The sequence below is a fragment of the Streptomyces sp. NPDC048018 genome (genome assembly GCF_043202995.1).
GTDB lineage: Bacteria > Actinomycetota > Actinomycetes > Streptomycetales > Streptomycetaceae > Streptomyces.
Genome location: NZ_JBIDBK010000001.1, coordinates 214,225 through 229,725, shown reverse-complemented (window position 1 = coordinate 229,725; position 15,501 = coordinate 214,225). Strand labels below are relative to the sequence as shown.

General features: G+C 72.9%; 11 protein-coding genes. 6 read left to right on the top strand and 5 right to left on the bottom strand.

The genetic code is table 11. The features are described 5' to 3' along the window. Positions 1–125: 125 nt before the first annotated feature. The gene (locus tag ACGF1Z_RS01090; protein WP_392998527.1) at positions 126–1,373 is read right to left on the bottom strand and encodes a cytochrome P450; all 1,248 of its coding nucleotides are present in this window, start codon (positions 1,371–1,373) and stop codon (positions 126–128) included. Between the two features lie 334 nt (positions 1,374–1,707). Between ACGF1Z_RS01090 and ACGF1Z_RS01085 the strand changes: the two genes are divergently transcribed. Beyond that, positions 1,708–3,294 (top strand): phospholipase, encoded by a 1,587-nt coding sequence (locus tag ACGF1Z_RS01085; protein ID WP_392998525.1) that lies wholly within the window; start codon positions 1,708–1,710, stop codon positions 3,292–3,294. Positions 3,295–3,400: 106 nt separating this feature from the next. Here the strand turns inward: ACGF1Z_RS01085 and ACGF1Z_RS01080 are convergent, their stop codons facing one another. Beyond that, positions 3,401–5,008: a multicopper oxidase family protein gene (locus ACGF1Z_RS01080; RefSeq protein WP_392998523.1), complete on the bottom strand. Its 1,608-nt coding sequence runs from the start codon at positions 5,006–5,008 to the stop codon at positions 3,401–3,403. A gap of 306 nt (positions 5,009–5,314) precedes the next feature. Between ACGF1Z_RS01080 and ACGF1Z_RS01075 the strand changes: the two genes are divergently transcribed. From ACGF1Z_RS01075 to ACGF1Z_RS01065, 3 genes are read left to right on the top strand one after another with little or no spacing between them, the layout of a single operon-like run. Further along, on the top strand, positions 5,315–6,178 hold the full coding sequence (locus ACGF1Z_RS01075) for a hypothetical protein (protein ID WP_392998521.1): 864 nt from the start codon (positions 5,315–5,317) through the stop codon (positions 6,176–6,178). Beyond that, a complete protein-coding gene (locus ACGF1Z_RS01070) occupies positions 6,175–6,750 on the top strand; it encodes a potassium channel family protein (protein ID WP_392998519.1) in 576 nt (191 codons plus the stop codon). Before ACGF1Z_RS01075 ends, ACGF1Z_RS01070 begins: the two co-directional genes overlap by 4 nt. Beyond that, positions 6,747–7,619 carry a hypothetical protein gene (locus ACGF1Z_RS01065; RefSeq protein WP_392998517.1) on the top strand — a complete coding sequence of 291 codons (873 nt, stop codon included), beginning with the start codon at positions 6,747–6,749 and terminating at the stop codon, positions 7,617–7,619. Before ACGF1Z_RS01070 ends, ACGF1Z_RS01065 begins: the two co-directional genes overlap by 4 nt. A gap of 71 nt (positions 7,620–7,690) precedes the next feature. Here the strand turns inward: ACGF1Z_RS01065 and ACGF1Z_RS01060 are convergent, their stop codons facing one another. The 3 genes from ACGF1Z_RS01060 to ACGF1Z_RS01050 are packed head-to-tail and all read right to left on the bottom strand — an operon-like array spanning position 7,691 to position 11,601. Further along, the gene (locus tag ACGF1Z_RS01060; protein ID WP_392998515.1) at positions 7,691–7,915 is read right to left on the bottom strand and encodes a hypothetical protein; all 225 of its coding nucleotides are present in this window, start codon (positions 7,913–7,915) and stop codon (positions 7,691–7,693) included. Beyond that, complete coding sequence (amcB, locus tag ACGF1Z_RS01055) at positions 7,899–9,026, bottom strand: cyclophane-forming radical SAM peptide maturase AmcB (RefSeq protein WP_392998513.1); 1,128 nt, start codon at positions 9,024–9,026, stop codon at positions 7,899–7,901. The genes ACGF1Z_RS01060 and amcB overlap by 17 nt, the downstream gene beginning before the upstream one ends. Before the next feature lies 1 nt (position 9,027). Beyond that, entirely contained in the window at positions 9,028–11,601 is a 2,574-nt protein-coding gene (locus ACGF1Z_RS01050; RefSeq protein WP_392998511.1) for an ATP-binding protein, read from the bottom strand. Positions 11,602–11,801: 200 nt separating this feature from the next. Here ACGF1Z_RS01050 and ACGF1Z_RS01045 point away from each other — a divergent pair, with 200 nt between their 5' ends. Beyond that, positions 11,802–11,945, top strand: coding sequence for a hypothetical protein (locus tag ACGF1Z_RS01045; RefSeq protein WP_392998509.1), 144 nt, complete (start codon positions 11,802–11,804; stop codon positions 11,943–11,945). Between the two features lie 842 nt (positions 11,946–12,787). After that, positions 12,788–15,460, top strand: a complete 2,673-nt coding sequence (gene lanL / locus ACGF1Z_RS01040) for a class IV lanthionine synthetase LanL (protein WP_392998507.1) — start codon at positions 12,788–12,790, stop codon at positions 15,458–15,460. Positions 15,461–15,501: the final 41 nt, after the last annotated feature.

The following is a 15,501-nucleotide window of genomic DNA, read 5'->3' as shown; positions in this document are numbered from 1 at the left end:
CCACCGGGGCACGACGCCTCGGCGGGGCAAGGGCTCCTCGGCCGGCCCGCGCCCGTACGACCTCCGGCCGGGCCGCCGCGGCGTGGAGGTGTCTCCCCGCCGCGGCGGGCGGCGTGGTGTCCTGTTCAGTCCCTGAACAGGCGGACCGGGAGCGCCTCGACGCTGTTGCCGATGAAACTGCGCTGATGGGGCAGTCGCGCCTCCGGAACGGCGAGGTCGAGGTCCGGGAACCGGGTGAAGAGCTGCTCCAGGGCGATCGTGGCCTCCAGGCGGGCGAGCGGGGCGCCGACGCAGTAGTGCGCCCCCTGGCCGAAGGAGAGGTGCCGGGCCGCGCCGGGCCGGGTGACGTCGAAACGGTCGGCGTCCGGTCCGTGGAAGGCCTCGTCGCGGCCGGCGGCGGTGTAGCCGGCGAGGACCGGCGTGCCCTGCGGGATCACGGTGTCGCCGACTGTGAGGTCGCGGGTGGGGTAGCGGAAGGGGAACCAGCTGACCGGTCCGTCCCAGCGCAGCGTCTCGTCCACGACGTCCGACCAGGTGGCCCTGCCCTCCCGGACGAGCGTCAGCTGGTCCCGATGGGTGCAGAGGGCCCGCACGGCATTGCTGATCAGGTTGAGGGTGGTCTCGTGGCCGGCCACCAGCATCAGGCGCATCGTGCCGATGAGTTCGGCCTCGCTGAGCCGGTCGCCGTCGTCCTCGCGGGCGGAGATGAGGGCGCTGGTGAGGTCGTCTCCGGGGGCGGCCCGGCGGGCGGCCGCGACCGTACCGAGCAACTCGACGAGCTCGCGTACGGCGGCCATCACCTCCGCCGGGGTGGTGTCGGTGGCGATGACCACCGTGTAGGTGAGGTCGTGCAGCCGGGCGCGGTGCTCGGGGTCCACGCCGAGCAGTTCGCAGATGACGCTCATCGGGAGCGGCAGCGCGAAGTGGGTGCGCAGGTCCGCGATGCCGTCCGGGTCCTCGGCCGCGGCACGGCCGAGGTCGTCGAGGAGACGGGCCGTCAACTCCTCGACGCGTGGCCGCAGTCGCTCCACCTGACGGGCGGTGAAGGCGTTGCCGACGAGGGAGCGAAGCCGGCGGTGGTCGGCTCCGTCGGCGGTGTGCATGCCCTGGGCGTTGGCGAACACCCGCAGCGGCCAGTCCGCGGGGATCGTCCCGTCGTGCAGGGCGGGGCAGTGGCGGGCGTCCTTGGCCACGTCGGGGTGGGAGAGGAACTCCTTGAGCGCGTCGTGCCCCAGGACGACCGCCGCGGACACTCCGCCGGGCAGGACGATGTCCGCCACGGGCCCCCGGGCCCGCAGTTCGGCGTTGAGGGCGTGCGGGCACCCGCCGGCGGGGTCGACGACGTGGGCGGGAGCGGGGGTGGGGGAGGACAAACCGGGACTCCTGACCGTATGAACGAATACCGGCCAACAGTGCGGTGCCGAGGGTCGGTTGCACAAGTCCCCACCGCCGTCCCCGTCGCCGAGCCGGATGCGGGAACCGTCGCGGAAGGGCCCGGACGCCGCCGTGGTGTCGTTGTCGCTCTCCCGGAGAACGGTCCCGGGTGCGGCGGTCGGCGCGCAGTGCGCGATATCGGCCGAAAGTGCTGTGGGTTGGGGTGAACCGGTGCCTACGTGCTGGTAACTTACGCGAGTTGATCAAGGTCGAGGGCTCGTAAGGAGCTGCCTCGGCCCGAGCCACCCCCCCCGAGCAAGGAACCGAACCACCGTGGTACGCACCCTCCGCGCGACGGCCCTGCCTCTCGCGTTCTCCACTCTGCTGCTGTCCGCCGCCCCCGCGTTCGCGGACGCACCCACCCCGCACCTGGATGCGGTGGAACAGGCCCTGCGCCAGGTGTCCCCGGGCCTGGAGGGCTCCGTCTGGGAGCGCACGGCGGGGAACCGGCTCGGCGCCTCCGCTCCCGGCGGTGGCGACTGGCTCCTGCAGACCCCCGGCTGCTGGGGCGACCCCACCTGTGCCGACCGCTCCGGCTCCCGGCGCCTCCTGGAGAAGGTACGCGAGGACATCGCGAACGCCCGGCAGAGCGTGGACATCTCCACGCTGGCTCCGTTTCCCGACGGCGGCTTCCAGGACGCGATCGTGGCCGGTCTGAAGGAGGCCACGCGGAAGGGCAACCGGCTCCAGGTCCGCATCCTGGTCGGCGCCGCACCCGTCTACCACGCCAACGTCATCCCGTCCTCCTACCGCGACGAGCTGGTCGCGAAGCTCGGCCCGGCGGCTGCCGGCGTCACCCTCAACGTGGCCTCGATGACGACCTCGAAGACCGGCTTCTCCTGGAACCACTCCAAGCTGCTCGTGGTGGACGGCGACTCGGTCGTCACCGGCGGGATCAACAGCTGGAAGGACGACTACCTCGACACCGCCCACCCGGTGAACGACGTCGACCTCGCGCTGTCCGGGCCGGCCGCCGGCTCCGCCGGGCGCTACCTCGACACCCTGTGGGACTGGACGTGCCGCAACAAGAGCAGCTGGACCAGCGTCTGGTTCGCCTCCTCCCACGGCGCCGGCTGTCTTCCCACCCTGCCCCGGTCCGCCACCCCGCCCGCCGACGGCGACGTCCCCGCCCTCGCGGTGGGCGGCCTCGGAGTCGGCATCCGCCGGAGCGACCCGTCCTCGTCGTTCCGGCCCGCCCTGCCGACGGCCTCCGACACCACCTGCGGATTCGGCGTGCACGACTACACCAACGCCGACCGCGACTACGACACGGTCAACCCGGAGGAGAGCGCCCTGCGCGCCCTGGTCGCCTCCGCGACCGACCACATCGAGATCTCGCAGCAGGACATGAACGCGACCTGCCCGCCGCTGCCCCGCTACGACATACGGCTCTACGACACCCTCGCCGCGAAGCTCGCCGCCGGAGTGAAGGTGCGCATCGTGGTCAGCGACCCGGCCAACCGCGGCACCATCGGCAGCGGCGGCTACTCGCAGATCAGGTCGCTGTCCGAGGTGAGCGACGCCCTGCGCGGCCGCCTCACGGCCCTGACCGGTGACGAGCCGAAGGCGCGGGCCGCGATGTGCCGGAACCTGCAGCTGGCGACCTTCCGCGCCTCCGACAGCCCCACCTGGGCGGACGGCAGGCCCTACGCCCAGCACCACAAGCTGGTCTCGGTGGACGACGCGGCCTTCTCCATCGGCTCGAAGAACCTCTACCCCTCCTGGCTCCAGGACTTCGGCTACGTGATCGAGAGCCCCGCCGCCGCGCGCCGGCTCGCGGACGGGCTGCTCGCCCCGCAGTGGAAGTACTCGCAGGCGACCGCCACGTACGACTACACGCGCGGCGTCTGCCAGGGCTGACACCCCTCCGGCGCCCCGGGCCGGCGCGCGCGGCCGGCCCGGGGCGCGCGCCCGTGACGCCGGCCCGGGGCGCGCGCCCGTGACGCCGGCCCGCCCCGCCCGGTGCTCAGGGTTCGACGTAGGCGACCAGCTGCATCATGCCGAGTTCCTCGTGATGGAGGTGGTGGCAGTGCGCGATGGCGTGGCCGGTGAAGTCCTCGTACTTGACCAGGAAGGTGACGGAGTCGCCGGGGGAGCCGCCCGCCAGTCCGATGGTGTCGTGCCAGACCGGCGGGTCGAGCCGCTCGCCGTTCCGGTGCGTGACGAGCATCTGGTTGGTGTGCAGGTGGAAGGGGTGGTTGGAGGTCGCCCGGGGCTCGTCGTTGCGCACGGTCCACCGTTCCACGGTGCCGAGTCGCAGGGTGTGGTTCACGTAGCCGGGGTCGAACAGGCCGTGGGCCGGGTCGCGGGTGAGGTCGCCGTCCGGGTTCGCCGCCGGGGTCGCGTGGGTCCCCAGCATGCGGAAGGCGGTCGGGAACGCTCCGGTGAAGACGCCCGGGTCGGCATGCAGGACGACCTCGCGGGTGGCCTCGGGGTGGGTGACCTCGCGCTCGTCGAGGAAGCGCTTGCCCGCCGGCAGCACGGTCGGCAGGGGCATGGGCGGCTCGACGGGCGCTCCCGTCACCTCGACGGTCATCAGAGGCCCGGCCACGCCGTCGGCCCGCAGCTCGTAGGTCCCGGCCGCGCCGCCGCGGACCAGGACGTCGGCGCGGTTGCCCATCGCCAGGGCCACCACGTCGCGGGCGACCGGAGCGGGGAAGGTGACGCCGTCCTGGGCGATCTGGTGCATCGTCAGCTCGCCGCCGGGGCCGGTGACCTTGAGCGGGAGCGCGGTGAACGCGGTGGCGCCGACCAGCCGCCAGCGCTGGACCTCGCCCGGGCGGAGGGTGAGGGTGGGGTTGACCGCGCCGTTGACGGTGAAGGTGGACGGGACGCCGTTCATCCAGTTGCCTGCGGTGAAGGCGGGGATCCTGCCGTCCTTGATCTTGAGTTCGTTGATGCAGACGACGATGTCGGCGGCCGCCCTGATCTCCGGCACCTCGTCGACGTCGCCTTCGACGACGATCACACCGGTCATGCCCCCGACGACCTGCTCGGCCGTGGCCCCGTGGAGGTGCGGGTGGTACCAGTAGGTGCCGGCCGGGTGGTCCGCCGGCACGTCGATGGTGGTCGCGTACCGCGGTTCCGGGGCACCGGCGGCGACCTCGTCGGCGGTGCGCGGCTCGAACGCGCGGAGGACGTTGTCGGCGTGCCCGGACGGGGAGACGTGCATCCCGTGGGTGTGCAGGTTGAAGCTGTTGGCGTCGTGCGGCCTGTTGTGACCGCCTTCGTGGGGCTGATTGGGCGGCAGCCCGTTGACGTGCGTCAGCCGCAGGGTGTCCCCGGCGCGCAGGCGCAGCGTCGGCCCGGGGATCGCTCCGTTGTACGCGCGCGTGGTGACCTGTCCGTACCCGGGAACCAGCGTGTCCGTGAAGCGGACGTCGAGCGTCTGGGCGAGCACCCCGGGCATTCGGCCGACCGCCCGGCTCGCGGTCGAGACGACCGGCTGCGGGAAGGGCGCCGGGGCCGCGACGGCCAGGCCCCCGGCGAAGGCCCCGTCCGACGCCGCCCCCAGCAGGCCGAGGGGGATGCCCTTCAGGACCGATCGGCGACTGATTCCACTACGTGATCCCATAAGCGGGCAATCTAGATCAATTCGACCGTGACCCACGGGTGGCGCACCGCAGTCCCCACGGGGCGTGCAGGGACGGCGGCACGGCCGCCCGGCCACTGCCGCGGGGCTCCCCGCTCCTCAAGATCTGACACGGCCTGGCAGCCGTGCGACCGTGGATGCAGGACCGCGGCCCCGAGCGCGCGGGTCGCCGCCGCACGGGCGTCCCGCGCGGTCGGGGTGATCAGCCCTGGAGGACGCGTCATGCGGGCGAGGGACAGTGCATCGGGCGGACCGCGGCACGAACACGCGACACGGCCGGGCGAGGCGGTGGCCCACAGGAGACCCGGCCGGAGGACGGCCGGGCGGAGCGCCCGGCGCGCCCGGGCGGCGACCGAGTGGAGCAGGGCGAAGTACGCGGGGTCGTGGGCCGAGTACCTGTGGCGGAGGCTGGACGCGTTCGACTTCCTGAACCAGGCCATCCTGCTCGCGGCCACGCTGCTGCTGTGCGCGGTCCCCTTCATGCTCGTCACCTCCGCCCTGGCCGGGCGCTCGGCGGTCTCGGGACTGACCCGTCGGCTGGGGCTGAGCAAGGAGGCCGCCGCCGACATGGGTGATCTGTTCGCCTCCACCGCGGCGACCTCGGCGGCGGTCACCGGACTGTCGTGGGTGTTCTTCGTGCTCGGCGGCCTCGCCGCCGCCGGCTCGCTCCAGAAGCTCTACCAGCAGATGTTCCAGGTCCGGCCGCGAGGGCTGCGGGACGGGGCGCGGGCCCTGGCCTGGCTCGGCGTGGTCGTGGGCTGCGCCGCGCTCGGCAGCGTGGTGGGACACGGGTTCTACGACAGGGCGCCGGTGCTGTGGTGGATCGTCAACGTCCCCGCGTTCGTCGCGTTCTGGTGGTTCACGATGTGGTTCCTGCTGGCGGGGCGGATCGCGTGGCGCGGGCTGGTGCCGTGCGCCGTGGCCACCGGGGTGCTGTGGATGGGCATGCTGGTCGTCTTCCACTTCATCTTCTCCGGCATGGTGACCGGCTACGACCGGAAGTACGGGCCCATCGGCGTCGTCTTCGCCCTCATGTCGTTCTTCATCGCGATCGGAGTGGTGATCATCCTGGGCGCGGCCACGGGCATGATGTGGCAGGACCGCGGGATGTCCTTCCGGGCCGCCGTCACGAGGCTGAGGCGGTCGTCGTGACTCCCGGTGGTGAGGCCGTGCCCGAGGGACACCTTGGACCCCCGGCCCGCAGGATCGTCTGGACCGTCGTCCGCGTGGTCGTGTCGGTCACCGCCCTGGTGGCCCTGTACTACCTCCTGCCGCTGGACCACTCCTCCACGGCGACCACCCTCACCATGCTCCTCGTCGGCCTCGCGGGCTTCGTCGCCCTGGTCTCCGTCCAGGTCCGTTCGATCCTGCACGCCCGGCATCCGGGGCTGCGGGCCGCCGAAGCCATGGCCATCAGCATCCCGTTCTTCCTGCTGCTCTTCTCCGCGAGCTACGTCGCCCTGTCCGTACTGTCGCCCGGCAGCTTCCGAGGGCCGCTGTCCCACACCGAGGCGCTCTACTTCACCGTCACGGTGTTCTCCACCGTCGGCTTCGGCGACATCACGGCCAAGGACGACACGGCGCGGCTGGTGGTCACCGTCCAGATGCTCGCCGACCTCGTGGTCCTCGGCCTCGCCGTCAAGATCTTCGTGGGCGCGGTGCGCCGCGGCCGGCGGCGCAGGACCGGCTCCCACGCCGTCGAGGACGGAGGGGAGAGACCATGACGACGAGCGGACCGAGCGGACAGGGGTCACCGATTCCGCGGCAGCAGCGTGGCGACGGGCCCGCCGGCGCCCCGTGGACCTTCGTCGACCACGTACGCCCGGACGGCGCCGTGGTCCGGTGGGAGTCACGCCGCCACCGCAAGCACCAGCGGCCCGCCGCCGGCTCGACCTGGTGGGCACCCGCCGCCCGCGGCTGGTGGATCGCGGTGCTGTTCGCCATCGGGTCGCTGCTGTTCGCCGTCGGCTCGGTACCCGGCTACACCGAGGCCGTCGGGCCGCGCCGGGACACGGTCACCTACTTCGTCGGATCGCTGTTCTTCACCGCGGCGGCGTACCTCTCCTACCGGGAGGCGGTCGACGCCGCCCCGGCGGCGCTGAACCCCACCCGCCGGCGGATCCTGGCCTACCAGCCCCGCCGGATCGACTGGTGGGCCACCGCGACCCAACTGGTCGGCACCCTGTACTTCAACGTCAGCACCGGCGTCGCGATGGGGAGCAGCCTGTCCGCGACCACCGCCCACCAGCACGTCTGGCGTCCCGACGCGATCGGCTCCGTCTGCTTCCTCGTCGCCGGCTTCCTCGCCTGGTACGAGACCTGTCACGGCTGGACCGCCTGGCGGCCGCGGTCCTGGGCCTGGTGGATCACCCTGGCCAACCTCGTCGGGTCCGTCGCCTTCGGGATCTCCGCGGTGGCCGGCTACATCGACCCGGTCACCGGCGCGGTGTACGACCCGACCGGAGCCGACACGACGACCCTGGTCGGCGCGCTCTGCTTCCTCGTCGGCTCCGTACTGCTGCTGCCCGAGCGCACCGAGACCATCCGGCACGCTCCGGCCCGGCCGGTGGGCGAGGCCCCTCCGGCACCGTAGACAGCGAGGAGTCCCGGCGCCGGGGGGACCGGCCCCGGCGCGCTCGGGAGGGAGGAGCGCTCGCCCTTCGGTCACTCCTCGGTCGAGTCGTCGTCCGTCGTCGGGGGTTCCGGGGGCTTCCGCTCCTCCCGCAGTGGCCCTTCGTAATCGCTCGGAGCGTCCCCGGCGGAGCTGTGGCAGGCGCCGGTCCGCTCCGGGTCCGGAACGCCTTCGGCGAGCTCGGTGAGCCGGTCCCGGAGGCTTTCGATGCGCTCGGCCAGGCCGGTGCGGTCCCGGGGCTCATCCCTGTGCGACATGGTGCAGCATCCCTTCCATGAGCGCCTTCCTGCCGGCGCGGCAGTGCGCGGTCTCGGTGACGTCGAATCGTCCGGTCTCGAAGTACTTGTTGGCCGGATTGCCTCCCCCGCAGAACGCGAAGTGTTCACACTGGGCGCGACACGCGGAGACACCGCGCATCGCTTCCGCCACCCAGGGAACGTGCCGGGCACGGGCCGTGACCTCCGCCAGTCCGCCGTCGAGGACGTTGCCGACGGTGAACCGCCCGTGGTCGGGCGAGGAGAAACCGGCGAGCTCGGGGCCGATCGGCGTCACGTCGCCGTTCCAGGCCACCATGGGGCTGAGCGGGTAAGGCCGGCCGACCGGTGGGGCACCCGCCGGTGTGAGGGCGCGGCGCACGAAACGAAGGGCGTGGTCGATGTCACGGATGCGCAGACGCCCGTCCGACTCGGTGCGGGCCGTGAGAGCGGCCCAGAAATCCACCACCTGCGCGTCCCGGGCGACTTCGGTACGGACGTGGACCCCCTTGCGCTCCACGAGGTTGACCCCCAGGGACGTGCAGCCGAGTTCGGCGAACCAGTCGTACAGTTCGCGGGCGGCCGCGGCGGAGGGGCGAGGCGCGACGGCGATGGCGCTGAACGGGATCCCGTGGGTCCGCAGGGCGCGGATGCCGTCCAGAGCGCGGGCCGTACTGTCGCGGCCGGCCCGGTCGACCCGCGCGGCGTTGCGCCCCTGGGGGCCGTCGAGACTCACGGAGACGTGCACAGCCCGGCGGGTGAACAGCTCGCACCAGGAGTCGTCGATCAGCGTCGCGTTGGTCTGCACGCCGTGGGTGACGGGGTGGGGCGTGGCCGCCCGGAACCTGTCGAGCAGTCGCTCGAAGCGCGCGGGGCCCACGGTGAGCGGCTCACCGCCGTGCCAGAGGACGTGAACGGGATGCCGATCCGCCCACCGGCGCACCCCGGTGGCCACGGCGTCGGCGACCTCGGCCGGCATCGTCCGGGCCCGGGCGCGATCGGGCAGGTAGCAGTAGGAACAGTCCAGATTGCACAGTGTCGTCGGCTGCACGAAGAGGAGCGCCGCGGTGGTGGACAGGGCGGCGGGCGCGACGGTGCGCGGGAGGTCCGTCATGTCAGGCCTCCCGCGTACGCGCGACGAGTGCGTCGATCGAGGCCAGCCGTTCCTCGCACCGGCCCACGTCGTGCCGGTCGTCCACCTCCCGGAAGAGCGACGCGGCGTGCCGGAAGGCCGCGGCGGCCTCCTGGAGGTCCCCCAGTCCCTGAAGGCTGAGTCCCAGGTCGTGGCTGACCGTCGCCTCCCGCCAGCGTGCCCCGACCTCGTGCAGTACGGCCAGCGCAGCCCGTTGCTCCGCCACCGCCTCGCCGAAGCGGCCGCCGTCCGCGAGGACCAGGGCGCGGTCGTTGCGGCAGGTGGCCTCCCCTTCCGCGTCCTCGATGGCGAGGAACACGTCCCGGGCCCTGCGGTGGGCGTGCTCCGCCTCCTCCAGGCGGCCGGTGCGGCGCAGGACGCGGCCGATGTGGTTGTGCACCAGCCCCTCCAGCACGGGGTCCTCGATCTGCGGCAGGAGCTCCCGTGCCCGGTGCAGGCAGACGAGCGCCTCGGCCGGCCGGTCCTGCTTGATCAGCACGCCCGCCCGGCCGTTCTCGGCGCGGCCGAGCGCGTGCGCGTCGGCCGTCTCCTCGGCGATCCGGACCGCTTGCGCGTAGGCGTCGACCGCCTCGTCGAACCGGTGGAGCTGGGAGAGGGCGCTGCCGAGGTTCTGCCATGTGCGCCCCTGACCGGTCTCGGTGCCGGGGACGCGCGCGTAGGCGCACAGCGCGGCACGGAAGGTCTCCACGGCGGCGTCGTTGCGGCGCATGTGGCGCAGGCTCACTCCGAGGTTGTTCGCGCACTTGCCCTCCGCGAGGCTGTCGTTCAGTTCCCGGGCGGCTTCGAGAGCGTGCTCGTAGACCGCCACCGCGTCGTCATGGAGCCGGCGCCAGCCGAAGTACTCCCCGAGGTGGAGCGCCAGCTCGACCGCCTGGGGGGCGTGCCGGGCCTGCACCGCCCAGTGGGCCGCCGCGACGAGGGACGTGCGCTCCGCGTCGAGCCAGACGAGTGCCTCCGCGCGGACGGACGACCCTCCGGGGGCGGTGGAGCGCATCGCGCTGAGGAGCTGCTCCCTGGCCCCACCCGCCCGGGTGATGTAGTGGTCGAGCAGCCGTGCGCGGGCGTCGTCCAACTCGCCCTCCAGACGGGAGTCCGCGCGCGCCCGGGCCATGGCGTAGGTGCGCACCAGGTCATGCATGTGCCACCGTCCGCTCGCGTCCCTCGGCTCGAGCAGATGAGCCCGGACGAGGGCCTCGACGGCGCGGACGGGGACCCGGCCCCCGTGACTCGCCGTCAGCGTCTCCGGTGACACATGCGGTCCCGGGCCGAGGGCCAGCAGGTGGAAGAGACGGCACTGGTCGGCCGTGAGCCGTTCCCGGGACAGGTCGAACGCGGCCTCGACGGCGCGTTCACCGTCGTCGAGGAACTCCATGCGGGTGGCCATGTCCTCCAGCTCCTCGGCGAGTTCGGCGACGGGCTTGCCCGGGTCGGCGACCAGCAGGGCGGCGGCGATCTGCAGGGCGAGGGGAAGGTGCCCGCACAACACGCAGACCCTCCGCGCGGCCGCGTCGTCCCGCTCCACCCGCCGGTCGTCGGTGTCGGCCGCCTTGAGCGCCGTGTCCAGAGCCTCCAGTGCGGCGTCCGGGGCCAGCATGCCGAGCCGGAGCTGGTGGGCGCCCAGCTGGGTCAGCACGCTGCGGGAGGTGAGCAGGGTCCGGTGGGAGGGGTGGCCGGACAGCAGCGGCAGGATCTGCGAGGACGTCGCGGCGTTGTCGGCGAGCAGGAGCACGGGGCCCCGCTCTGCCGCTATCCGCTCCAGCAGGGACCGGTGGAGTCCGGCGCGTTCGTCCGGGGTCGGCGGTGTGCGCTCGGGCTCGACTCCCAGCGCGCGCAGCATGGTCTGGACGGCGTTGTCCGGGGTCACGGGGTCTGCCTCGGCCCCGTGCAGATCGACGAAGAGGACTCCGCCCGGAAACCATCCCCGCCGACGGGCCTCGTGGGCGGCGCGGAGCGCGAGGGACGTCTTGCCCACCCCGCCGAGCCCGGAGACCGCGACGGGCGAGGCCACGGTCGTGCCGGATCCGGACGGGTCCGCTCTGGACGGGTCCAGCAGCGTCAGGAGCCGGTGGAGTTCGCGGTCGCGGCCGACGAAGCCCGCTCCGGGGCGCGGCAGCGCGGACAGCGCGTCGGGCACCGCCCGTCGCGCCGGGGCCGAGGGGAGGACGGCCGGGCCCTCCTCGGCCCCGTCCGGGCGGCGTTCGGGGGTGGACGTGCCCCGGGCGGGCCGCCGCGTGTCCCGTTCCCGGCGCGCCTGGAGGAGAAGCTCCCGCCACCAGTGGTCCGGGTGGGCGGGGTGGGCCCGCCCGGCGCGTGCGGCCTCGCTCTGCAGATAGGCCGTCATGACGAGGAAGTAGCGGGTGTGTCCAGGGCCCGGAACGGTCTGCCCGCGCAGCCAGCCGCTGAGGGTCGAGTCCGCCACGGCGGCCGGGGGCCGCTGCGTGCGTCCGAGGCGCACGAGCCGGCTCAGGGTCGGCCTCCCCGCCGCGTCGTACAGCGCTCCGAGCTCCTGCCAGAGCCGATCCGCCCTCCCCGCCAACCCCGGGACCTCCTGTCATCGCTGTTCCCGGCGCTTCCGGCCCGGACCGGCGCCGGAAAGTCGGCGACCAGCCCTTCCACGAGGCTAATTGGCGCGCCGTCAGCCGTCAGTCCCTTGGTCGGAAACCCCTCGGAAGTCATGTCCTGGAGGCCTCGTCCGGCCTCGTCCAAGCGGCTGGACACCTCTGCCGAGGAGACGCCATGTCCACCGAATCCCTTGCGTCCGAGGTCCGGACCGCTCGACGGCGCACGCGCCGTCGGCTGCTCGCCGCTGTGCGGCTCATCGGCCTCGCGGCGGCGAGCGGCGCCACCGAGGCGATCACGACCTGGCTTCTGCACCGTTGAGGAGCGCCGTGATGCCCGGGCCCGGGCCGCGGCCACGAGGCCGCCACCCGGGCGGGACAACCGCGATCGAACGGGAGGGCTTCCCGAAAGCCCCGACCGGGGCGCGAGGCGGGGGCCTCACGCCGACGTGAAGCCTACCGTCCGGTAATTCCCGGCCGTTCCTGAAATGATCCGTCCGGAAAGCGCCGGGTCTGTTTTTGAGCCGATTCCGGGTGGCCGGCCGGGAATCGTTGACGATTGAATAGCTGGGGTGGGGTGCAGCTCAGGGGGCTGATCGCGAATCGGGGCTACGGATCGGGTCACGTTCCGTAGCAGGTTGACGGCGTGGCGGAATCGAGCTCTTTACCGATGGGTCGACAGCAGGAAAGCTTTAGGGCGGAAGCGCCGAGCCGAGAGCGTTCACGCGGCATCGACCGTTTTCCGTAGGGAATGCGGTGATCGAATCGGAAAACGGGGAACGGTCGTTGGGGGAGTCGCATACGGACTGATCTCCGTCGTCAATGAAGGCCTGCAGGGAAAGCTCTGCCGGAAATCCGGAGCCAGTCCGTCGATGGCGTTCGCGTGGATTCGATATCCGCAGGAACCAGGGGAACGGGTGCGAAGAAGCCTGGCTCCTTTCCTTCTCCACAGTCACTTCCGTTACACGTCCGGAGGGCGCGCGGGGGATTTTTCACGCCCAACGCTCCCGTGTGCCTCCTTTCTGCGCCGGTGAGCAACCTTCGGCGCCTTGATGACACCGTGCGCTCTTCGGATCGTGTGTTGTCCGACGGCCCCGGGGCTATACGTTCTCCTTACCGAAGGCATATTCCAACCAGCGGTCCTCGCCGTTGAGAGGGACAGGCATGACGAGCCACGCAACCGAAGTCGACCTCGAAGATCTGCTCCGCCGGGCGCTGGACGCCACGGGTGCCGGCGCGCGTTGGACCACCGACGCGGACGAGATGTGGTGCCGCCTCACCCCCCTGTCGGCGACCCGCCGCAAGCAGGGCTGGAAGCTGCACGTCTCGGCGACGACCGCCTCCGCGCCGGCCGTGCTCGCGAAGGCCCTGGACGTACTCCTGCGGGAAGAGGCGGTGTTCAAGTTCGCCCGGTCCCTGGAGAAGGTGAGCGCGCTCAACTCCCGTGCCACCCCGCGAGGCAGCTCGGGCAAGTTCATCACCGTCTATCCCGGCTCCGACGCCGACGCGGCCCGCATCGCGGCGGACCTGCACCGGGCCACGGCAGGGCTCGCCGGCCCCCGGATCCTGTCGGACCAGCCCTACGCCGCGAACAGCCTGGTGCACTACCGCTACGGCGCCTTCGTCGGCCGGCGGCAGCTGTCGGACGAAGGTCTGCTGGTGTGGGTCATCGAGGACCCGGACGGCAATCTTGTGGAGGACGTACGCACCGGCCGGTACGCTCCGCCGCCCTGGGCGGTCAGCCCCTTCCCCGCCTCGGTGCCGGCCCCGCCGCGCACGGAACAGGCGGCGAGCTCCCCGGTGCTGCTCGGCGGCCGCTTCTCGGTACGGGAGGCGATCCGCCACACGAACAAGGGCGGCGTCTACCGGGGCACGGACGTCACCACGGGCGCACCCGTCGTCATCAAGGAGGCCCGGCCCCACGTGGAGGCGGACGCCTTCGGCAGCGACGTACGCGACTGGCTCCGCGCCGAGGCCCGGACGCTGGAGAACCTCAGGGGAACGGGCCTGGCGCCGGAGCCCCTCGCGATGTTCGAGCACGGGGGGCACCTGTTCCTGGCCCAGGAGGAGGTGCCCGGCATCCCCCTGCGCAACTGGGTCGCCGAGCGGTTCCGCGACGTCGGCAGCGAGCGCTACGCCGCCGAAGCCCTCCCGCTGACCGGGCGCCTGGTGGACCTGGTCGCCGCGGCCCATGCCCGCGGCTGTGTCCTCCGGGACTTCACACCCGGCAACATCATGGTCGGCCCGGACGGCGAACTGCGCCTGATCGACCTGGAACTCGCCGTCCTCGAGGACGACGACGCCCTTCCGACCACGGTGGGGACCCCCGGCTTCAGCGCCCCCGAGCGCCTGGCCGGCGCCCCCGTCTCACCGACGGCCGACTACTACAGCCTCGGCGCCACCCTGTGCTTCGCGCTCACGGGGAAGGTACCCAACCTGCTCCCCGAGGAGCCCGCCGCACGCCCCGCCGAGGAGCGGCTCGCCGACTGGCTGGCGGCCTGCGAGGCGACGCTCCGCCTGCCGGACGGCCTGCCCGAGACGATCCTCGGGCTGATGAGGGACGACCCCGGCGACCGCTGGGACCCGGCCAGGGCGCGCACGGCCCTCCGCGCGACCGGGCGGGAGCACGCGGAGCACCACGACGCCCGGCCCGTCCCGAAGGACCGGGGACCGGACGCGACGCCGCTCGCGATCGAGGGCATCGTCGACCACCTCCTCGCTTCGATGACGCCGCAGGACGACCGGCGCCTGTGGCCGGTGTCCACCACGGCGGGGGAGACCGACCCCTGTACCGTCCAGCAGGGCGCGGCCGGCGTCCTGGCGGTCCTGACCCGGTACTTCGAGCTCACCGGCGATCCACGCCTCCCCGAGCGGATCGCCACCGCGGGCCACTGGATCGCGGCCCGCACGGACACCCGGTCCACCCGGCCCGGCCTGCACTTCGGCGGCAGGGGAACCGCCTGGGCGCTGTACGACGCCGGACGCGCCGTCGCCGACCGCGCGCTCATGGACCACGCGTCGGCGCTGGCCCTGGCCCCGCAGGAGCCGACGCCCCACCACGACATCACCCACGGCGTCGCGGGCAGCGGACTGGCCGCCGCCCACCTGTGGCAGCGCACGGGTGACCCGCGGTTCGCCGAACTCGTCGTCGCCGCGGCCGACCGGCTGGCCGCCGCCGCCCGGCCCGAGCCGTCCGGGGTGAGCTGGCCGGTCCCCGCGGAAGCCGTCGCCAAGGAAGCGGGCAAACGCTATCTGGGCTTCGCGCACGGCACGTCGGGCATCGGGTGCTTCCTCCTCGCCGCCGCGGCCGTCGCGAACCGCAAGGAATACCTGGACCTGGCCGTGGCGGCCGGCGAGGAACTGGTGGCCGACGCCGTGACGGTCGGCCAGGCGGCCCAGTGGCCCGCGCAGTCCGGCGACGTCCCCACGGCCCCGTACTGGTGCCACGGCTCGGCCGGCATCGGCACCTTCCTGCTCCGGCTCTGGCAGACCGCCGGGGACGACCGGTACGCCGATCTCGCCCGCGGCGCCGCACGGGCCGTCGTGGAGCGCGCCTCCCGCGCCGCCCTCACCCAGTGCCACGGACTCGCCGGCAACGGCGACTTCCTCCTCGACATGGCCGCGGCCACGGGAGATCCCGCCTACCGCGCGATGGCCGAGGACCTGGCCCGTCTCATCGTCTCCGAACGGGCCCACCGCCACAGTCACGTCGTCTTCCCCAACGAATACGGGGACGTCTCGACGAGCTGGAGCGACGGGTCCGCAGGAATCCTGGCGTTCCTCCTGCGGACCCACCACACAGACCCCCGGCTCTGGTTGACCGAGCAGCCGGGTTGAGCGGCAGGGAACCTGCCGCCATCTCAGAGAGAAGGAGAAAG